Source organism: Cereibacter sp. Soil_C_27, assembly GCF_057657095.1.
In genome coordinates this window covers 402,304-420,716 of record NZ_JBDGJD010000005.1, presented here as the reverse complement: position 1 = coordinate 420,716, position 18,413 = coordinate 402,304, and the positions used below count along the sequence as shown (strand labels likewise).

16 protein-coding genes are annotated in these 18,413 nt (G+C 66.9%); 13 read left to right on the top strand and 3 right to left on the bottom strand.

All coding sequences use genetic code 11. The features are described 5' to 3' along the window. Positions 1 to 153: 153 nt before the first annotated feature. Positions 154 to 1,266, top strand: a complete 1,113-nt coding sequence (locus AC3A5Z_RS19485) for an endonuclease/exonuclease/phosphatase family protein (protein WP_487520961.1) — start codon at positions 154 to 156, stop codon at positions 1,264 to 1,266. A gap of 124 nt (positions 1,267 to 1,390) precedes the next feature. Further along, the gene (locus tag AC3A5Z_RS19480) at positions 1,391 to 2,746 is read left to right on the top strand and encodes an esterase-like activity of phytase family protein (protein ID WP_487520960.1); all 1,356 of its coding nucleotides are present in this window, start codon (positions 1,391 to 1,393) and stop codon (positions 2,744 to 2,746) included. 125 nt (positions 2,747 to 2,871) lie between these two features. Here AC3A5Z_RS19480 and AC3A5Z_RS19475 read toward each other — a convergent pair whose 3' ends face one another. Further along, the gene (locus tag AC3A5Z_RS19475) at positions 2,872 to 3,747 is read right to left on the bottom strand and encodes a CHAD domain-containing protein (RefSeq protein WP_487520959.1); all 876 of its coding nucleotides are present in this window, start codon (positions 3,745 to 3,747) and stop codon (positions 2,872 to 2,874) included. Between the two features lie 246 nt (positions 3,748 to 3,993). On the opposite strand from AC3A5Z_RS19475, the gene ppk2 reads away from it, so the two are divergent. From ppk2 to AC3A5Z_RS19425, 10 genes are all read left to right on the top strand, one after another. After that, entirely contained in the window at positions 3,994 to 4,902 is a 909-nt protein-coding gene (gene ppk2 / locus AC3A5Z_RS19470; protein WP_136790840.1) for a polyphosphate kinase 2, read from the top strand. A gap of 197 nt (positions 4,903 to 5,099) precedes the next feature. Continuing rightward, positions 5,100 to 5,801: a phosphate signaling complex protein PhoU gene (phoU, locus tag AC3A5Z_RS19465; protein WP_487520958.1), complete on the top strand. Its 702-nt coding sequence runs from the start codon at positions 5,100 to 5,102 to the stop codon at positions 5,799 to 5,801. 221 nt (positions 5,802 to 6,022) lie between these two features. After that, a complete protein-coding gene (locus tag AC3A5Z_RS19460) occupies positions 6,023 to 7,615 on the top strand; it encodes an ATP-binding protein (RefSeq protein ID WP_487520957.1) in 1,593 nt (530 codons plus the stop codon). Beyond that, a complete protein-coding gene (locus tag AC3A5Z_RS19455; protein WP_487520956.1) occupies positions 7,605 to 8,228 on the top strand; it encodes a response regulator transcription factor in 624 nt (207 codons plus the stop codon). Before AC3A5Z_RS19460 ends, AC3A5Z_RS19455 begins: the two co-directional genes overlap by 11 nt. A 203-nt stretch (positions 8,229 to 8,431) precedes the next feature. Then, positions 8,432 to 9,085, top strand: coding sequence for a hydrolase (locus AC3A5Z_RS19450; RefSeq protein WP_487520955.1), 654 nt, complete (start codon positions 8,432 to 8,434; stop codon positions 9,083 to 9,085). A gap of 13 nt (positions 9,086 to 9,098) precedes the next feature. After that, entirely contained in the window at positions 9,099 to 10,085 is a 987-nt protein-coding gene (locus AC3A5Z_RS19445; protein WP_487520954.1) for an alpha/beta fold hydrolase, read from the top strand. Positions 10,086 to 10,138: 53 nt separating this feature from the next. After that, positions 10,139 to 10,555, top strand: coding sequence for a XapX domain-containing protein (locus tag AC3A5Z_RS19440; protein ID WP_487520953.1), 417 nt, complete (start codon positions 10,139 to 10,141; stop codon positions 10,553 to 10,555). An 84-nt stretch (positions 10,556 to 10,639) separates the two neighbouring features. Further along, positions 10,640 to 12,505: an amidohydrolase gene (locus AC3A5Z_RS19435; protein WP_487520952.1), complete on the top strand. Its 1,866-nt coding sequence runs from the start codon at positions 10,640 to 10,642 to the stop codon at positions 12,503 to 12,505. After that, positions 12,505 to 12,951, top strand: coding sequence for a DoxX family protein (locus tag AC3A5Z_RS19430; RefSeq protein WP_487520951.1), 447 nt, complete (start codon positions 12,505 to 12,507; stop codon positions 12,949 to 12,951). Before AC3A5Z_RS19435 ends, AC3A5Z_RS19430 begins: the two co-directional genes overlap by 1 nt. Beyond that, complete coding sequence (locus tag AC3A5Z_RS19425) at positions 12,948 to 14,552, top strand: MFS transporter (protein WP_487520950.1); 1,605 nt, start codon at positions 12,948 to 12,950, stop codon at positions 14,550 to 14,552. The genes AC3A5Z_RS19430 and AC3A5Z_RS19425 overlap by 4 nt, the downstream gene beginning before the upstream one ends. Positions 14,553 to 14,598: 46 nt before the next feature. Here AC3A5Z_RS19425 and AC3A5Z_RS19420 read toward each other — a convergent pair whose 3' ends face one another. Further along, on the bottom strand, positions 14,599 to 15,615 hold the full coding sequence (locus tag AC3A5Z_RS19420) for an NADP-dependent oxidoreductase (RefSeq protein ID WP_487520949.1): 1,017 nt from the start codon (positions 15,613 to 15,615) through the stop codon (positions 14,599 to 14,601). Positions 15,616 to 15,703: 88 nt separating this feature from the next. On the opposite strand from AC3A5Z_RS19420, the gene AC3A5Z_RS19415 reads away from it, so the two are divergent. Next, entirely contained in the window at positions 15,704 to 16,627 is a 924-nt protein-coding gene (locus AC3A5Z_RS19415) for a LysR family transcriptional regulator (RefSeq protein WP_487520948.1), read from the top strand. Positions 16,628 to 16,733: 106 nt separating this feature from the next. On the opposite strand, the gene AC3A5Z_RS19410 is transcribed toward AC3A5Z_RS19415, so the two are convergent. Further along, positions 16,734 to 18,395 (bottom strand): BCCT family transporter, encoded by a 1,662-nt coding sequence (locus AC3A5Z_RS19410; protein ID WP_487520947.1) that lies wholly within the window; start codon positions 18,393 to 18,395, stop codon positions 16,734 to 16,736. Between the last annotated feature and the right edge of the window lie 18 nt (positions 18,396 to 18,413).

Genomic DNA, 18,413 nt, shown 5'->3' with positions numbered 1-18,413 from the left:
GATGAACAGGTCGCCGCCATGACCGGCCGCTGGGCGTAGCCTTCTGCCGGCTTCGGAGACACCGGTCTAAGTTTGCGTGGCTCGGGCCGCGAAGTCCCCTGCTCCAAGCGGGTAGGCCCAAGCCACGGCAACTCACGCACAAGGAGGCACCCCTTGAAACTGGCAGTCTTCAACGTCGAGAACCTGTTCGACCGCGCCAAGGCGATGAACCTTGCAACCTGGGACGAGGGCCGGACGATCCTGGATCAGTTCGCCCGGCTGAGCGCTTTGCTGGGACAGGTGAGCTACACCGAGGCGGAACGGAAAGAGATGGCGCGCCTGATGATGGACCTCGGGCTCGAGAAATCCGACACCGGGCCCTTCGTTCTCCTCAGGCGCAACCGTAGGGGTCTCCTGCGCCGCCCGCGGGAGGGCGGGATCGAGATCGTGGCGAGTGGCCGCATCGACTGGGTCGGCTCGCTGGAACTGCGCGACGAGCCGATCAACGAACAGGCCATGCGCAACACGGCCCAGGTCATGCGCGACCTCGATGCGGACGTGCTGGGCGTGGTCGAGGCCGAAAGCCGGCCGGTGCTCCACGCCTTCAGCCGCGAGATCCTGCCGGCCGTCGGCGCGGTCCCGTTCCGGCATGTGATGGTGATCGACGGCAACGACGAGCGGGGCATCGACGTCGGCCTGATGTGCCGCGACGGGTTTCCCATCGGCAGGCTTCGAAGTCACGTCGACGATCTGGCAGAGAATGGCCAGCCAATCTTCTCGCGGGACTGCCCGGAGTTCGAGGTGACCACGCCCTCGGGTGGCCGGATCATCGTGCTGGTCAACCATTTCAAGAGCAAGGGCTTCGGCGGCAAGGCAGCGTCGGACGCCCGCCGCAAGCTGCAGGCGACGCGCGTGGCCGAAATCTACGCCCGCCTGACCGGCGAATGCGAAACCCACGTCGCGGTGATCGGCGACCTGAATGACACGCCGGACAGCGCTCCCTTGGCACCCCTCCTGAAGGCCACCGATCTCGTCGATGCCCAGCGGCATCCGGCCTTCGACGACGGCGGCTTTCCCGGCACCTATGGCGCCTCGACGGCCGCGAACAAGATCGACTACCTGCTGCTGTCACCGATGCTGCTGGAGAAGGTGACTGCGTGCGGCATCTTCCGGCGTGGAGTCTGGCCCGGCGTGCGGCCGAGGAAGTGGGAGGTCTACCCGGAGCTCACCCGCCCGGAACAGGCCGCGTCAGATCACGCAGCGCTGTGGGTCGAGATCGATATCTGAATCGCAGAGAGCCTCCCGCTCCTCCGTCCAGCAACTGACTGTCGTTGAAAATTGTGCCTGCCGTCACTGCACCGTCGCCGGAGGACCCGACAGATCCGGTGTGTCTTGCGAATGGAGTCAACGCATGCGTGATCGTCTTCTTCTCTCCACTCTCCTCCTGCTGCCGCTGGCCGGTGCGGTTCAGGCTGAAGAGCAGCTCCCGGCGCGGCTCGCCGGTCACGCGGTCCTCCCCGCGCTGACCCTCGTCGCCCCGCCGGCCGATGCGCCGCGGGATGCCTGGACCAGCGGCAAGTTCACCGGCATGGCGCGCAACGACCGGCCGATGACCGTGATGGGCGATACCGGCGCCTCGCATGGCAAGCGCGAGACCGGCATCAGCCTGCCCTTCCTCGGCCAGCCGCTGCAGGGGTTCTCCGGCTTTGCCATGCAGCAGGCCGAGGATGGCTCGATCTATGCGCTGACCGACAACGGTTTCGGCACCAAGGCCAACAGCCCGGATGCGCTGCTGTTCTTCCACCGCCTGACGCCGGATTTCGATGCGGGCACCGTCGAACTGCACGAGACCGTCTTCCTGCATGACCCCGACCGAAAAGTGCCGTTCCGCATCGCCTATGAGGGCACCGACAGCCGCTATCTGACCGGCGCCGATTTCGATCCGGAAAGCATTCAGCTCGTGGGTGACGCCTTGTGGATCGGCGAGGAGTTCGGGCCCTGGCTAATCCGCGCCACGCTCGACGGTCGCGTGACCGGCGTCTACGCCACCCGGCGCGACGGCGCGGAGCTGCGCTCGCCCGACAATGCCGCGCTGAAGATCCCGGCAGTTGCAGGCACCGACTACACCGTTGCCCGCTCCGGTGGCTTCGAGGGCATGGCGCTCCAGCCGGGCACCGATCTGCTCTGGGCCATGCTGGAGAAGCCGCTCATGGGCGCGGATGGCGAGCCTGAGGGCAAGTTCCTGACCGTGCTGGCCTTCGACCCGGCGAAGGAGGACTGGACCGGCGACAGCTTCAAGTTCGCTTTGGCCGAGGGGGCGACGGCGATCGGCGACTTCAACTTCATCGACGAGACCCGGGCGCTGGTCATCGAGCGCGACAATGGCGAGGGCGATCCCAGCCTGAAATGCGCCGGGGAGCCTGCACCGGACTGCTTCCCGGAGCCGGCGATGCTGAAGCGCGTGGTGCTGATCGACACCGCGACACGCGACGCGGACGGCTTCGTGCGCCGCATCGGGCATATCGACCTGATGGACATCCAGGACCCCGAAGGCTTGAACCGCCTTGCGACCACTGCCAGCCGCGATCTGGCCGGGAAGATGACCTTCCCCTTCTTCACCATCGAGGATGTGATGAAGGTGGACGAGACGCATATCCTTGTCGCGAACGACAACAACCTGCCCTACTCCTCGGGGCGCGATCTCGACGCCGCCGCGCAGAACGAGTTCATTCTCCTGAGCGTGCCGGAACTCCTGTCGGCCAAGTGAGCCCCCGGCGCGGGCGGCAGCGCCCGCGTCCCCTCTCGTCCTGATGCGGACCGGCAGGCGGCTGATGACCCCTCGCATGGCCTGTTCCCGCGTGACGCCTCGGGCAGCCTGCGGCTGCTCGGCCCTCACTCCGTGTCGGCATCCTCATTGTCGGGAGCGGCAGGGAGGCTGTCCTGCCGCCACCAAGGGCGCAGGCCCGACACCTCGCTCCAGACGCTGCTTGCCCGGGCGAGGATGGTATCCTCCTTCTCACCCCCGGTGAGCGGCCGCCCCAGACTGGCGGCATTGGCCATGTCGTTCAAAGTTCCAAGGTCTTCCTGCAAGGCCCGGATACGATCCTCTGCCTCCTCCCTGCCCTCCTTGGGCCAAAGAGGCGCAAGATCATCGGTCAGATAGCGAAACGTCTTCATGTCCTTCCGGAACTGGTGCCGTTCCTTCGCCGACATCGCCGCGAGGTCGGTTCCGTGACCGTTGAGATCCGCCCAGATCCCATCCATCGCCTCCCCGGCCAGCATCTCGATCGCGCGCCCGCGGAGCAGCATGCCGTCGCGGCTCCTGCGCAACATCGCCTTGTCGCGAACGGCCTGTTCCAGTCTCGATGCAAAGCCCGCGGCGTCCTTCCGCCTCAGATGCTGCCAGGTTTTCTCGCGGAGCCAAGCCGTCCGGGTGATGAGCTTCTTGCTGCGTTCCTCGTCCGGCAAGGCAGCCAGATACACGTCCGCGTCCCTCACCTCTCCCAGAGCGCGGAACAGGGCCTTCGCCTCGGACCGCCAAGCCCTGAACTGCGACTTCCTCAGCAGCGCGCGGAAGGCGTCCAGAGACGTGGTCAGCCGCCGCAGTGCCACCCGGGACTTGTGGACCGCGTCTTCCGAGTTGGTCTCCTGATAGCGGACAAGCTGCTTGCGAAGCTTGGCGCAATGCTTGAGCATGACGTGATCAAAGGCGAGCTCGCTTGCCTGTCCGGGCCGGAGCCGCGCCGAAGTCTTGGGAGTCTTCTTCATGATCCTCTCTTGCGACTGAAGTGCCGAGGCCGGGTGGGCTTCTCGCTGCTGATGCTGCCGAACCCCTGCAGGGCAACCGATGTTCCGCCGTTCGGCGCCTGCGATTGTAGACGGGATGGCCCATAGTGGCAGCACCGCCTATCGAAGGACGGTGCTGCGCGGGCTCCGGCGAGCCGTGGAAATGCAGGTGACCGTCACGCGCCAGTGACAAACCTGTGGTTGACGGAGAGCAAAGAGGAGCCGCGCATGCAGAATTCCGGACCGTCCGATTGGCTGGAAGCCGAACTCGCCGACATGATCGACGAGGATTATGAACTCGAGCTCGAGGATGCCGCGCTGTCGCGCGAGATCGCCCGCATCTACCGCGCCCGGCATCCCGACACGATCGACCGCCGCGTCTATTTCGACAGCCTGATCCGGCTGCAATCCGAGCTGATCAAACTGCAGGACTGGGTGTCCTATCACCGCAAGAAGGTGGTCGTGCTGTTCGAAGGGCGCGACTCGGCGGGCAAGGGCGGCGTGATCAAGCGGATCAGCCAGAGGCTCAACCCGCGCGTCGTGCGTGTGGTCGCCCTGCCCGCGCCGTCCGACCGCGAGAAGACCCAGTGGTATTTCCAGCGCTACGTCCCGCATCTGCCGGCTGGCGGCGAGATCGTGCTGTTCGACCGCTCCTGGTACAACCGCGCCGGGGTCGAGCGGGTAATGGGCTTTGCCGACGAGGATCAGGTCGAGGAATTTTTCCACGACGTCCCCGAATTCGAGCGGATGCTGGTCCGCTCCGGCATCATGGTGGTGAAATACTGGTTCTCGATCACCGACGAGGAACAGCAGATGCGCTTCCTCATGCGGATCCATGACCCGATGAAACAGTGGAAGCTCAGCCCGATGGACCTGCAATCCCGCGTGCGCTGGGAGCAGTACACCAAGGCGAAGGAGGAGATGATGGCCCGCACCAACATCCCCGAGGCGCCGTGGTACATCGTCGAGGGCAACGACAAGAAGCGGGCGCGGCTGAACTGCATCGACCATCTGCTGTCGCTGATCCCCTACGAGCCCGTTCCGCATGAAGAAGTCACCCTGCCGGACCGCGTCTTCAACCCCGACTACGAACGCGCCGTCCTGCCGCCGGAGTTGTACGTTCCGCCGAAGTACTGACCTGCGGGGGGTCTGGCCGCGCAAGTTTGCGGTTCGGCCCCCCGTCCCGCCCGCTCCGGAACCGAATGACGTAGCCGCGCGATGCGATGGCTCGACCAACAGATGGTAGGGCCGATCCTCAAGGCGTGGTATGCTTCATCCGACGGGTCCTCGAAAGCAGGGCCGGCACCCGGTGGTGATGGACGAGGATGCATCGCATGAACCACGAACCCCACATCATGACTGCCTTTGACCGGGACCTTGCGGCGATCAAGCAGACCGTGCTGAAGATGGGCGCAATGGTCCGGGCCAGAGTCGGCGACGCAGCACAGGCGCTCGGCTCCCGCGACGACCGGCTTGCGGACACTCTCCTGCGCCGCGACGCCATGATCGACGCCCTCGAGGCAGAGGTTGACGAGGCCTGCGCCAGGCTCATCGCCCTGCGCATCCCTACAGCCGGTGATCTCCGCAGCATTCTTGCGGTCATCAAGATTGCCTCCGCGCTGGAACGCATCGGCGACCTCGCGAAGAACACGGGCAGGAGATCCACGCTCCTGTCTCGAATGGCTTCGGTGGACGATTCCGCCGCCTCGATCCAGCGGATAGCCCGCTGTGTGGACCAGCGGTTGGCAGATGCGCTGGATGCCTACGCGCGCCACGATGTCCAGCTTGCCCTGGACGTCTGGCACCGCGACTCCGAGGTGGATCACATGTGCAACGCGCTGTTCCGCGAATTCCTGACCTACATGATGGAAGATCCCGCCAACGTCACTGTGCTCGTCCATCTGCAATTCATCACCAAGAACCTCGAGCGGATCGGCGATCATGCCACCAGCATTGCCGAGCAGGCGGTCTACATCGCAACCGGAGCAGCACCGGCGACGCTCCGGCCCAAGGAAGATTTCGCGTTATGTGATTGAACGTCAAGGAGCGGGCGGCGCGCCAGCCGCGCTCGCCGGGGATCTGACTGGCCCGCGCTCAACGCGTCCTGACGCGTCGCGCGCCCAAGGCGGAGTTCCGTTGCTCGTTTCTTCCGATCTCCTTCCGCGATACAAGGTGGATGTCCAGCACCTCCACGGACAGCAGTTCTCAGGGTCGACCGACATGCAGCCAGCCATCGAAAGGTAATGGATCCATTGCCGTGACCCAGCCTGACGTTCCCGATCTGGCCATCAATTCACTTCCGGGAAGACGGCAGCTCAAGGCGATCTTCCTGGTTGTCGTCCTGCTGATCATTGCGCTGGCAGCCATAGCACCCCATGCGCGGCAGTCGACGACGGGTACGGAGAGCTTCCTGCCCGCCTATGCCGCGGCGGTCTGCGTGATCGAGATCACGACGGGAGCCTTGCTGCTTGCGACGTTCCGTGTGCAGCGGTCGGTCGCGCTGCTCCTGCTGAGCCTTGGCTACCTGTTTTCCGGGCTGCTTGTTCCGGCTTGGGTTCTGTCCTTCCCGGGGATCTTCGGCGATCTGCAGGTGAGCACCAGCCTGCAGGCCACCGCCTGGATTGCGGCGATCCGCAGGATCGGCTTTGCCGCGGCGGCTTTGGGGTTTGCGCTGTGCCGCATGGACGTCAAGCTGCATACGCCCGGCCGCTGGATGCTGTGGGGTTTGGGCGCGACAGCGGCATGCGTCGCCGTCAGCCTGTGGATCGCCTTCGGGCAGGCTGAAGCCCTGCCCCAACTGATGACCGACACCCGTCGCGCGGCGCCGGCTTGGAATTATGTCCCCCCTATCGCGATCGCGCTCTATGTGATGGCCATCCTCGCGCTGCTTCGACGTCGCAGCGGCAGCCTGGACATCTGGATTGCTGTCGGCATCTTCTCGTTGCTCTTCGAAATCGTGCTGTTGTCCTACATGGCCAACGGTGTCCGGCTGAGCGTCGGCTGGTGGTCGGGCCGGGTCTTCGGGTTGGCCGCGGGGGCGATCATCCTGATCGTCCTGCTGACGGAGACCGCGGGAAACTACGTGCGTCTGGCCGGCTCGGTCGCGGCCGAACTCAGCGCGAAGCGCAACCGCCTGACCGCGATGGAGGCGCTTTCGGCCACCATCGCTCATGAGGTGAACCAGCCGCTCGCCAGCATGGTGACCAACGCGGACGCCGGTTTGCGCTGGCTGGCCCACGGCACGCCCGACATCCGGCAAGCCAATGCCGCGTTCATCCGGATCGTCGAGGACGGCCACCGCGCCAGCAAGGTGATCGCGGGCATCCGGGAAATGTTCGCGACCGGCATGCAGGAGCGCAGCCCGGTCGATCTGCAAGGCGTGCTGGACGAGGCGGTTGCCCGCCTTCAGGCAGAGCGCGCCAGCCCTTCGGTGGTGATCATCCGGGACTACCCGCCGCATGGCACGTTCGTGACCTGCAACCCCGTCCAACTGCTGCAGGTGTGTCTGAACCTGATCGAGAACGCGATCGACGGGCCGCAGCCGGGTCAGGCGCAAACGCGGCGGGTCACGATCCGCATCTGCTGCCCGGACCGGCACGAAGTCGAGACGAGCATCATCGACGACGGTCCGGGCGTGCCCGTCGAGATCGGACAGCGCATCTTCCAGCCCTTCGTTTCGACCAAGCCCAATGGCATGGGCATGGGGTTGATGTTCTGTCGGACGGTGATCGAGGCGCATGGCGGCAAGATCTGGTTCACCCCCAACAGGCCCAGAGGCGCGGTCTTCCAGTTTTCCCTGCCGCTTGCCCCCGACAGACCGCCACAGGAGGCCACCGTCGATGATCGATGATGCCGTCGTCTATGTCGTCGACGACGACCCCGGAATGCGCGCGTCGCTCCACAGCCTCCTGGCCTCTGTCGGTTACGACACCCGCACCTTCGCCTCGCCGTCGGCTTTCCAGCAGCGCCCGCACGATGACGCTCCGGCCTGTCTGATCCTCGATGTGCGGCTTCAGGGTCAGAGCGGGCTGGAATTTCAGCGCGAACTGGTGCGCATAGGCTCGGATCTTCCGATCATCTTCATCACCGGGCACGGCGATGTGCCGATGTCGGTCGCGGCGATGAAGGCGGGGGCGATCGAATTCCTGATGAAGCCGTTTCGCGACCAGGATCTGCTCGATGCCGTGTGCGACGGGATCGAACGCGCCCGGCAGCGGCGCGACGAGGCCGCGAGCCTCTCAGATATCCGCACCCGCCACGCGGCGCTCAGTCCGCGGGAACGGCAGGTCATGCTGCTGGTCGCGTCGGGCCTGATGAACAAGCAGGTCGCAAACCACCTGTCGCTGAGCGAGGTCACCGTCAAGGTCCACCGGGCGCAGATCATGCAGAAGCTTGGCGCGCGGACCCTGGCCGATCTCGTGCGCATCGCGGACAGCATCCAGCGGCACGGCTTGTCGGACTAGCCGCCCCCATCCAAAGTCTCCGCCGACTATGCCGAGGTATAGTCTGCCTACCATGGCGCATAATTGCCGGCGGCCGCCGCTGGTCGGTATCGTCTCGGCATGGAGGACAGGCTGGCGCAACCGTCCGGCCCCCAGCGCTCCGAGAGATCGATGGTCCGACCGCCCCCTGGGGCGGCTGACACCGCATGGCGAAAGGACACCAGATGATCACGGCCACCCCCACCCCGGGCAAGAAGCTGCTCTCACCGTCCAACCACACTCTGATCATGATCGACTTCCAGTCGCAGATGGCCTTCGCCACCCAGTCGATCGACGCCGTGTCGCTGCGCAACAACGCGGGGCTGGTGGCCGAGGCGGCGGCAGGGTTCGGCGTGCCGACCATCCTCACCACCGTGGCGGAGCGTTCGTTCTCGGGCCCGATGTTTTCCGAAGTGACGGCACCCTTCCCGGGTCAGGCGATGCTCGACCGCACCTCGATGAACTCCTGGGAAGACGCCCAGGTCATCGACGCGGTGAACCGCCACGGCAAGAGCCGGATCGTTCTCGCGGGCCTGTGGACCGGCGTCTGCATCGTCGGCCCGGCGCTGTCGGCCATCGAAGAGGGTTTCGAGGTCTGCGTCATCGCCGATGCCTGCGGCGATGTCTCGACCGAGGCGCACGACCGCGCGATGGACCGGATGGTGCAGGCCGGCGCCGCGCCGATGACCTCGCTGCAATACCTGCTGGAACTGCAACGCGACTGGGCGCGCGCGGAAACCTACGATCTGACGACCGGGATCGCCAAGGTACATAGCGGCGGCTACGGGCTGGGCATCATCTATGCCAAGTCGATGTTCGGCGCCTCGGAAGGCCATTGAGCGGAGCAGCGTCATGTCCAGCGATCCCCTCCCGGACGGCCCAGTTCTCCTGCCGACGCGCCGCGACGTCTTCACGACGGGTGTGGCGATGCTGGCCACCCTCGGCGCCTGGCCGCATCTGGCAGGCGCTACCACATCCCCCCTCATCGAAGGACGACAGACCATGGGTTACGTCACGACCAACGACGGTGTCGAAATCTTCTACAAGGACTGGGGTCCGAAGGACGCCCAGCCGATCATGTTCCACCACGGCTGGCCGCTGTCGAGCGACGACTGGGACACGCAGATGCTGTTCTTCCTCGCCAACGGGTTCCGCGTTGTGGCGCATGACCGGCGCGGCCATGGCCGTTCGGCGCAGGTCAGCGACGGGCACGACATGGATCACTATGCCGCCGACGCCTTTGCCGTGGTGGAACATCTCGACCTGAAGAACGCCGTCCACATCGGCCATTCCACCGGTGGCGGCGAGGTGGCGCGCTATGTCGCCCGCCATGGCGAACCTGCGGGCCGGGTGGCCAAGGCCGTTCTGGTCAGCGCGGTGCCCCCGATCATGCTGGCGACCGCCGCCTATCCGGGCGGCCTTCCGATCGAGGTCTTCGATGGCTTCCGCAAGGGCGTCGCGGACAACCGCGCGCAGATGTTCCTCGACGTGGCGGCGGGGCCGTTCTACGGCTTCAACCGCGAGGGCGCCACGGTTTCGCCCGGAGTCATCCAGAACTGGTGGCGTCAGGGCATGACCGGCAGCGCGAAGGCGCATTACGACGGCATCAAGGCCTTCTCCGAGACCGACCAGACCGCAGATCTGAAGGCAATCTCGGTGCCGACACTGGTGATGCACGGCGATGACGACCAGATCGTTCCGATCGCCAATGCGGCGCTGCTGTCGGTCAAGCTGCTGCAGAACGGCACGCTGAAGGTCTATCCGGGCTACCCGCACGGAATGCTGTCCACGAACGCCGATGTGATCAATCCCGATCTCCTGGCCTTCATCAAGGCCTGACCTGTCTCGGCCCGCACGCGGGCCGGGACCGCCCGATCTCAAGGGGTCGGACCATGAACAACACGCGTCGGAACGACGTGACGGTCATCGCTGCCTGGGTCGATCCTTTCGCAACCGAAGGCCGCCGCGAACGCGATTTCCGAAGCGGTCGCTTGTGTCAGCGCCGCCTGAGCCATGGAGAACAAGGAGGGTCGGGAATGAAGATCTACATCGGCTCGCTCGCTGCAGGGCTGCTTGTCGGGGCCATCTACAGCCTGATCAATGTCCGGTCCCCGGCCCCGCCGGTCGTGGCTCTTGTCGGCCTGTTCGGCATCCTGCTGGGGGAACAGATCATCCCCGTCGCGCGGCACATGCTCGCCGGGTGCGGCCTGCGCGCCGCGGTTGCCGAGGCCGACTGTCGCGAGCACCTGCTGGGGCAACTTCCGTCCAACACGACCGCAAACGATCGCGCTTCGCCCGGCGGACCCTAGGGCCACGGGCTCACCCGCCGTCGCCTTCCGGCCGGGCCGACCGCGGCCAGCGGGCGAGGCAGCGCTGCAACAAGAGGCCAGACCATGGACCAGACCGCCGATCTTCTCCTGCTGAACGGCAAGATCACCACGCTGGACCGAAGCAAGCCGCAAGCCGAGGCGGTGGCGATCCGTGACGGCCGCTTCCTTCAGGTCGGCACCACGCGCGAGATCATGGCGCTGGCCGGGCAGCAGGTGCCGCAGATCGATCTGGGCGGGCGGCGCGTGATCCCCGGCCTGATCGACAGCCACATGCACATCATCCGCGGCGGGCTGAACTACAACATGGAATTGCGCTGGGACGGGGTCTGGTCGCTGGCCGATGCGATGGCGATGCTGCGCCGTCAGGTCGCCGTCACGCCACCCCCGCAATGGGTGCGGGTGGTCGGCGGTTTCACCGAGCATCAGTTTGCCGAAAAACGGCTGCCGACGCTGGACGAGATCAATGCCGTCGCGCCCGACACGCCGGTGTTCATCCTGCACCTCTATGACCGGGCGCTGCTGAACGCGGCGGCGCTGCGGGTGGTCGGCTATACCAGAGAGACGCCGAACCCGCCCGGCGGCGAAATCCAGCGCGACAGCGCCGGAAACCCGACCGGTCTCCTGCTGGCGCAGCCCAATGCGACCATCCTCTACGCGACGCTGGCCAAGGGTCCGAAGTTGCCTCCCGAGTATCAGAAGAACTCGACCCGCCACTTCATGCGCGAGGTGAACCGCCTCGGCGTCACCGGGGTGATCGACGCGGGAGGCGGGTTTCAGAACTACCCCGATGATTACGCCATCATCGAAGAGCTGCACCGTGAAGACCTGCTGACCCTCCGCATCGCCTACAACCTGTTCACCCAGAAGCCGAAAGCCGAGCTCGCGGATTTCGCGGGCTGGGCCGGACAGGTCAGACCCGGTCAGGGCGACGACCTCTACCGGGCCAATGGCGCTGGCGAAATGCTGGTGTATTCCGCCGCCGATTTCGAGGATTTCCGCGTCGACCGGCCCGAGATGCCTGCCGAGATGGAGGCCGATCTGGAGCCGGTCGTGCGCCTGCTCGCCGAGAACCGCTGGCCATGGCGGATGCACGCGACCTATGACGAGACGATCACGCGCGCGCTCGACGTGTTCGAGAAGGTCGCCCGCGACGTGCCCTTCGATGGGCTGCACTGGATCTTCGACCATTGCGAAACGATCAGCGAGCGCAACATCGACCGGGTCGCACGCCTGGGCGGCGGCATCGCGGTGCAGCACCGCATGGCATTTCAGGGTGAGTATTTCGTCGAACGCTACGGTGCCCGCGCCGCCGAACACACGCCGCCCATTGCCCGGATGATCGCGGCCGGGCTGCCGGTGGGCGCCGGCACCGATGCGACCCGGGTGGCGTCCTACAACCCTTGGGTATCGCTGGCCTGGCTGGTCACCGGGCGCACCGTGGGCGGGCTGTCGCTTTACCCCCCCGCCAACCGTCTCGACCGCGAAGCCGCCCTGCGGCTCTGGACGCACGAGAACGCCTGGTTCTCGACCGAGGTCGGCAAGAAGGGACGCATTGCCGTCGGGCAACTCGCCGATCTGGCGGTGCTGTCGGACGACTACTTCGCCGTGCCGGAGGATGCGATCCGCGACATCACCTCGGTCCTCACCCTTCTGGGTGGCAAGCCGGTGCATGGTTCCGGCGACTTCGCGGGCCTTGCCCCCGATCTGCCCCCCGCGATGCCCGACTGGTCTCCGGTGCGAACCTTCGGCGGGTTTCGGGCCCCGGACCCGGCGCAGGACAGCCGGCAAAGGCTTTCGCTGACCTGCGGCTGCGCCAAGTCCTGCGGCATCCACGGACACGGCCATGCCCGGGCTTGGGGGGCGGGAGTCCCGGTCTCGGACGCCCGGTCCTTCTGGGGGGCGCTCGGCTGCGCCTGCTGGGCCGTGTGATGCGGGCGCGGCTCACCCTCCCGACCGCAGCCGGGAACGCGGCGCGCGATATCCTGCTCTCCCGAGTTGTCGTCTGGCTGGCCCTGCTGGCCCTCTGCAGCGCCTACCTGCAGGGCGGGCTGACCAAGCTCCTCGACTGGCCCGCCGCGCTGGCCGAGATGCGCCACTTCGGGCTGGCGCCCGCCCCCGTCTTTGCCGGCGCAACGATCGCGCTGGAAATCGGGGCTGCCCTCTTGGTCCTCACCGGCTGGCATCGCTGGGCGGGAGCGCTGGCGCTTGCCGCCTTCACCCTGATGGCGACGCTGCTGGCCAACCGGTTCTGGGACATGGCGGGAACAGAGCGGTTTGCCGCAACCAACGCGTTCTTCGAACATCTCGGGCTGGCCGGTGCCTTCGTTCTGGTGGGGTGGTTCGACCTTTCGCAGCAGCCGGAGCAGCAGCCATGACGCAAGCCACAGCTCCTCTGCCGCAAGCCGGGGTCTTTTCGCCCATGCGCCACACGGTTTTTGCCGTCCTCTGGGCGGCAACCGTGCTCGGCAACACGGGAACCTTCCTGCGCGACGTGGCCAGCGCGTGGCTGGTGACCGATCTCTCCACCTCCCCCGCCGCCGTGGCCGCCATCCAGGCCGCCGGAACCTTGCCGATCTTCCTCTTCGCCATCCCGGCGGGGGTGCTGGCTGACGTGCTGGATCGGCGCAAACTGTTGATCGCGATCCAGCTCCTGCTGTTCTGCGTCAGTGCCACCCTGTGCGCATTGGCCTATGCGGGCGCCGTCACCATTCCCCTGCTTCTGGGTCTGACCTTCATCGGGGGCATCGGGGCAGCCCTGATGGGGCCGACCTGGCAATCCATCGTGCCCGATCTCGTGCCGCGGCCAGACCTGAAAAACGCCATCGCCCTGAACTCGCTGGGCATCAACATCTCGCGGTCCATCGGCCCGGCTGCAGGGGGCGTGCTGATCGCCGGCTTCGGCGCGGCCGTCACCTATGGGGTCGATGTGGCGAGCTATGTTCTGGTGATCGCAGCCCTGCTGTGGTGGCCCAGAGCCAAGGCCCCCACCGACACCCTCGCCGAAGGCTTCGGCGGGGCGCTCCGCTCAGGCTTCCGCTACGCCCGCCACAGCCACGAGCTGCATGTCGTCCTGTGGCGCGCGTTCTTCTTCTTTGCCTTCTCCAGCGCCCTCTGGGCCCTCCTGCCGCTGATCGCCCGCAGCCGGCTGGGCGGAGATGCGGCCTTCTACGGGGTGATGCTGGGGGCGGTCGGAGCGGGTGCGATCCTGGGGGCGGTCGTCCTGCCGGGCATCCGCCGGCGTCTGGGGCCGGACGGCGTGATGCTTGCCGCAGCGCTGGTGATTGCCGTTGCGATCGGGTCCTTCGCGCTGGAGCTGTCCCGCGGGGCCGCGATCCTCATTCTGCTGGTGGTCGGGCTCGCGTGGATCGCCGCGCTGACCACGCTGAACGCGACCGCGCAGGGGGTGCTGCCGAACTGGGTCCGGGGCCGCGGGCTCGCGATCTACCTGACGGTGTTCAATGGGGCCATGGCGGTCGGCAGTCTGGCATGGGGCCTTCTGGCACAGGCGACCGGCATCCCCACGGCGCTCTTGGCCTCGGCGGCTTGTCTGGGCCTCGTCAGCCTGATCCTGTGGCGCCTGCCGCTGCCCTCCGGCGAGGCGGATCTGAGCCCCTCGAACCACTGGCCCGAGCCGGCTGTCGCCGCCCCCGTCGGGACGGATCGCGGTCCGGTGCTGGTCATGCTCGAATACCGGGTGGACCCGGCGCAACGCGCGCCGCTCGTGGCGGCGCTGCACCGCCACGCACCGACCCGACGGCGGGATGGCGCCTTCAACTGGGGCGTGGTCGAGGATGCCGCCGATCCGGATCTGATCCTGGAATGGTTCATGATCGACTCCTGGGCCGAACACCTGCGCCAGCACCGCCGCGCAACACATTCCGATGCGGACCTGCACGCCTCCCTGATGGCGATCCACAGCAGCGGAACACGTCCGACCGTCCGGCATCTGATCTCGATCCGACCGGATGGGCGGTAAGCTCACGGGCGGGTGCTTCCGGCACCGGCCGTGAGCCCGCCCCCCCTCACCTCACCGCCATCACGATCTTGCCGCCGATATGCCCCCGCGCCGCGCGTTCGTGAGCCTGGCGCGCCTCTGCCAGCGTGAATCGGCTGTCGATCACCACGCGGATCGTGCCCTCCGCGAGCAGTCGCGCCAGCTCCTCCAGCTGCGTGCCGTTCGAGCGGACCTGCGTCGCGGAGACCGTCACGCCGCGCTCCCTCGCTTCTTCAGCGCCGGCGACGCCCAGCGGAAAGATCGGGAACAGCGCGCCGCCGCGGCGGAGCGTGCGCAGGAACCGGCTGGAGCCGGCGCCGCCCACCGCATCGATCACCAGATCGGCGTCGCGGATCATCTCTTCCGGCGCGGTGGCGGTGTAGTCGATGACCTCCTCCGCGCCGAGATCCCGCAGCAGCGCGGCGTGGCGGCCCGAGGCAACGGCAATCACCCGCGCGCCCTGCATCCGCGCGATCTGCACCGCGAAATGCCCGACCCCGCCGGCAGCGCCGTTGACGACCACCGTCTTGCCCGCCAGCGGCACCGGCACATGCTGCTCCGGCTGGAGCGGGTTCTGCTGCGCATGACCGAGATCGACCATGAACTGCCAGGCGGTCAGCAGCGACATCGGCGCGGCGGCGGCCTGAAGATGGTCGATCCCCGCCGGCTTCTGGGCGACATCGGAGGCCGGGGCAGTGACATATTCGGCATAGCCGCGGCTCTCACCGGCCAGCCCCTCAGGGAAGCGGACCATGGCGAAGACCTCGTCGCCGACGGTGAAGCCCTCGACGCCTTCGGCCACCGCCTCGACGGTGCCCGAGACATCGGTGCCCGGGATCACCGGGAAGCTCACCTGCGGCTGCCACTCCGGCGGCAGCATCCGGTAGCCCTCGCGCAGATACCAGTCGGGCGGGTTGAGGCCCACCGCCTGCACGCGGATGCGCAGCTCGCCGGGGCGGAGCGCCGGGATCGGCGCATCCTCGTAGCGCAGCACTTCGGGGCCGCCGAAGCGGTGCAGGCGGATCGCCTTCATCTGGTCGGTCATCGTATTTCTCCATCGTCTTGCTGCCATGGAGGTAACGCCACTTACCGGAGTTGATAATCCCGCCCTAAGTCGCTTTACTCATGCCATGATGGAACAGATCGGATTGGAACGGCTCACCGGCCTCATCGCCTTCGCCCGGGCGGGGTCGCTCGGCAGCTACACCGCCGCGGCCCGGTCGCTGTCGATCTCGCCCTCGGCGGTGAGCAAGAGCGTGCAGCGGCTCGAGCGGCAGCTGGGACTGTCGCTCTTCACCCGGACCACGCGCTCGCTGGTGCTGACGCCCGAGGGTCGGGCGCTGCACGAGCGCGCGCTGGCCCTGCTGCGCGCCGCCGAGGAGATCGAGCAGATGGCGATGGCGGCGCGGGCGGAGCCTTCGGGGCCCCTGCGCATCGCCGCCTCGCTGCCGCTGGGCATCCACCTGATCGCCCCTGCCCTCCCGGCGTTCCGCAGGCGCCACCCGAAGGTCACGGTCGATCTGCGGCTGAGCGACAGTCTCGTCGATCTGGTCGCCGAGGGCATCGACGTGGCGGTGCGCATCGGCGATCTGGCGGACTCGCGGCTGCTGTCGCGCAGGCTGACGCCGCACCGGCTCTGCTGCTTCGCCTCACCCGCCTATCTGGCCGAACGCGGCACGCCGCTGCATCCCGACGAGCTGGCGGGCCATGACACCGTCACCCTGCGCTATCAGAGCACCGGCCATACCCTGCGCTGGCCGTTCCGCATCGGTGGGCGCGTGGTGGAGATCATGCCCGCCTCGGGGCTGGTCGTCGATGTGAGCGAGGCCTTGGTCGCCACGCTCGCCGCGGGTGGCGGCATCGGCATTGCCGCGACCTTCCTCGCGCAGCCGCACGTCGCGCGCGGCGCCCTCGTCCCGGTCTTGGCCGATTTCGCCGTCGAGCGGCACAATGTCACCGCCCTCTGGCCGGAAAGCCGCCGCGCCAACCCGGCAGTGCGGGCCTTCCTCGATTTCCTGCAGGAGGTCTTCGAGACGCCCGAGCCGCAACCCCGCTGACACCCCCATCGCCGCCACCGCCGGGCAGCCCCTCTTCATCGAGGTCCAAAGAAAAAGGCGCGCCACCCAGTCGGATGGCGCGCCCTCAAGGCAAGGCGTCCGTGCCTCAGCGCGGTTCGGCCATCAACCCCTTCACCAGCGCGAAACAGGCCCCGACCAGCACGATCGCGAAGGGAAAGCCGGTCGAGACCGCCATCGCCTGCAGCGCCGCCAGTCCTCCGCCCAGAAGCAGCGCGATGGCCACCAGACCTTCGAGCGAGGCCCAGAACACCCGCTGCGGCGTCGGCGCGTTCATCTTGCCGCCGGCGCTGATCGTGTCGATCACCAGCGAGCCCGAGTCCGAGGAGGTGACGAAGAACACCACCACCAGGACGATGCCGATGAGCGAGGTGATCTGGGTCAGCGGCAGATGGTCGAGCATCTCGAACAGCTGGATCTCCAGCGCCGCATCCTGCACCGAGGTCAGCTGCTCGACCACCACCTGGCTGATCGCCGTGCCGCCGAGCGCCGTCATCCAGATCGTCGAGACGATTGATGGGATGAGCAGCACCGCAATCAGGAACTCGCGCACGGTGCGGCCCCGGCTCACGCGGGCGATGAACATGCCGACGAAGGGTGACCAGCTGATCCACCACGCCCAGTAGAAGGCGGTCCAGCCCTGACGGAAGTTGTCGTCATCGCGTCCGAAGGGGTTGGAGAGCGCGGGCAGGTATTCGACATAGGCGCGCAGGTTCTTCAGCACGCCCGTGAGGATCTGCAGCGTCGGGCCGACGGCGATGATGAAGACCAGAAGCAGCAGCGCAAGACCCATGTTGATCTCGGACAGAAGCTTCACGCCCTTTTCCATCCCCGCCACGACCGAGCTGATGGCAATGCCGGTGATGATGATGATCAGGAAGATCATCGTGCCGGTGGTCGCCGGGATGCCGAAGAGGAAGTCGAGCCCCGCGCTCGCCTGCTGCGCACCGACCCCGAGCGAGGTCGAGAGACCGAAGATGGTGGCGAAGACCGCGAGGATGTCGATGACATGGCCCGGCCAGCCCCAGACCCTCTCGCCGAAGATCGGATAGAAGATCGAGCGCAGCGTCATCGGCAGGCCCTTGTTATAGGCGAAGAGAGCCAGCGACAGCGCCACCACCGCATAGATCGCCCAGGGGTGCAACGCCCAGTGGAAGATCGTCGCCGCCATGGCCAGCCTGCGCGCGCCCTCGGCATCGCCCACGGCGCCGTTCAGCGGCGCCCAGTCGGTCCGCACCCCGTCCTCGCCGATCACCGGCCCGCCGAAGGCGGCGGTGTAGTTGCCCAGAGGCTCGGACACGCCGTAGAACATCAGGCCGATGCCCATGCCCGCGGCGAAGAGCATCGAGAACCACGACAGATAGCTGAAGTCCGGCGTCGCATCCGGCCCGCCAAGCCGGATCCGCCCGAGCGGCAGCACGATCAGCGCCGCGCAGAGCAGAACGAAGATGTTGCCGACAAGCAGGAAGAACCAGTCGAGATTGCCGGTCAGGAAGTTGCGCAGAGCCGCGAAGAACGGGTCGAGCGTCGACTGGAACATCAGCGTCAGAAGGGTGAAGGCCACGATGCTGATCGCCGACACACTGAACACCACGTTGTGGATGTCCATCTCGAAGACGAAGCGGCGCCGGTAGTTGAGGTTGTCCTGACCGATCTCGTAGTCGGTCTCGATGATCTGCGTCGCGCCTTCGGGCGCGGGGATGGCCTCGGGTGTCGCGGGGTCCAGCCGCTCCTCTGATGTATCGGTCAAATTGCTGTCCTCGTTTCT

What these genes read in the sequence shown, in the direction of transcription:
- AC3A5Z_RS19480 (WP_487520960.1), top strand. Translation starts at nt 1,391, where the DNA reads ATGCGTGATCGTCTTCTTCTCTCCACTCTCCTCCTGCTGCCGCTGGCC.
- AC3A5Z_RS19475 (WP_487520959.1), bottom strand. Translation starts at nt 3,747, where the DNA reads ATGAAGAAGACTCCCAAGACTTCGGCGCGGCTCCGGCCCGGACAGGCA.
- ppk2 (WP_136790840.1), top strand. Translation starts at nt 3,994, where the DNA reads ATGCAGAATTCCGGACCGTCCGATTGGCTGGAAGCCGAACTCGCCGAC.
- phoU (WP_487520958.1), top strand. Translation starts at nt 5,100, where the DNA reads ATGAACCACGAACCCCACATCATGACTGCCTTTGACCGGGACCTTGCG.
- AC3A5Z_RS19455 (WP_487520956.1), top strand. Translation starts at nt 7,605, where the DNA reads ATGATCGATGATGCCGTCGTCTATGTCGTCGACGACGACCCCGGAATG.
- AC3A5Z_RS19450 (WP_487520955.1), top strand. Translation starts at nt 8,432, where the DNA reads ATGATCACGGCCACCCCCACCCCGGGCAAGAAGCTGCTCTCACCGTCC.
- AC3A5Z_RS19445 (WP_487520954.1), top strand. Translation starts at nt 9,099, where the DNA reads ATGTCCAGCGATCCCCTCCCGGACGGCCCAGTTCTCCTGCCGACGCGC.
- AC3A5Z_RS19440 (WP_487520953.1), top strand. Translation starts at nt 10,139, where the DNA reads ATGAACAACACGCGTCGGAACGACGTGACGGTCATCGCTGCCTGGGTC.
- AC3A5Z_RS19435 (WP_487520952.1), top strand. Translation starts at nt 10,640, where the DNA reads ATGGACCAGACCGCCGATCTTCTCCTGCTGAACGGCAAGATCACCACG.
- AC3A5Z_RS19430 (WP_487520951.1), top strand. Translation starts at nt 12,505, where the DNA reads ATGCGGGCGCGGCTCACCCTCCCGACCGCAGCCGGGAACGCGGCGCGC.
- AC3A5Z_RS19425 (WP_487520950.1), top strand. Translation starts at nt 12,948, where the DNA reads ATGACGCAAGCCACAGCTCCTCTGCCGCAAGCCGGGGTCTTTTCGCCC.
- AC3A5Z_RS19420 (WP_487520949.1), bottom strand. Translation starts at nt 15,615, where the DNA reads ATGACCGACCAGATGAAGGCGATCCGCCTGCACCGCTTCGGCGGCCCC.
- AC3A5Z_RS19415 (WP_487520948.1), top strand. Translation starts at nt 15,704, where the DNA reads ATGGAACAGATCGGATTGGAACGGCTCACCGGCCTCATCGCCTTCGCC.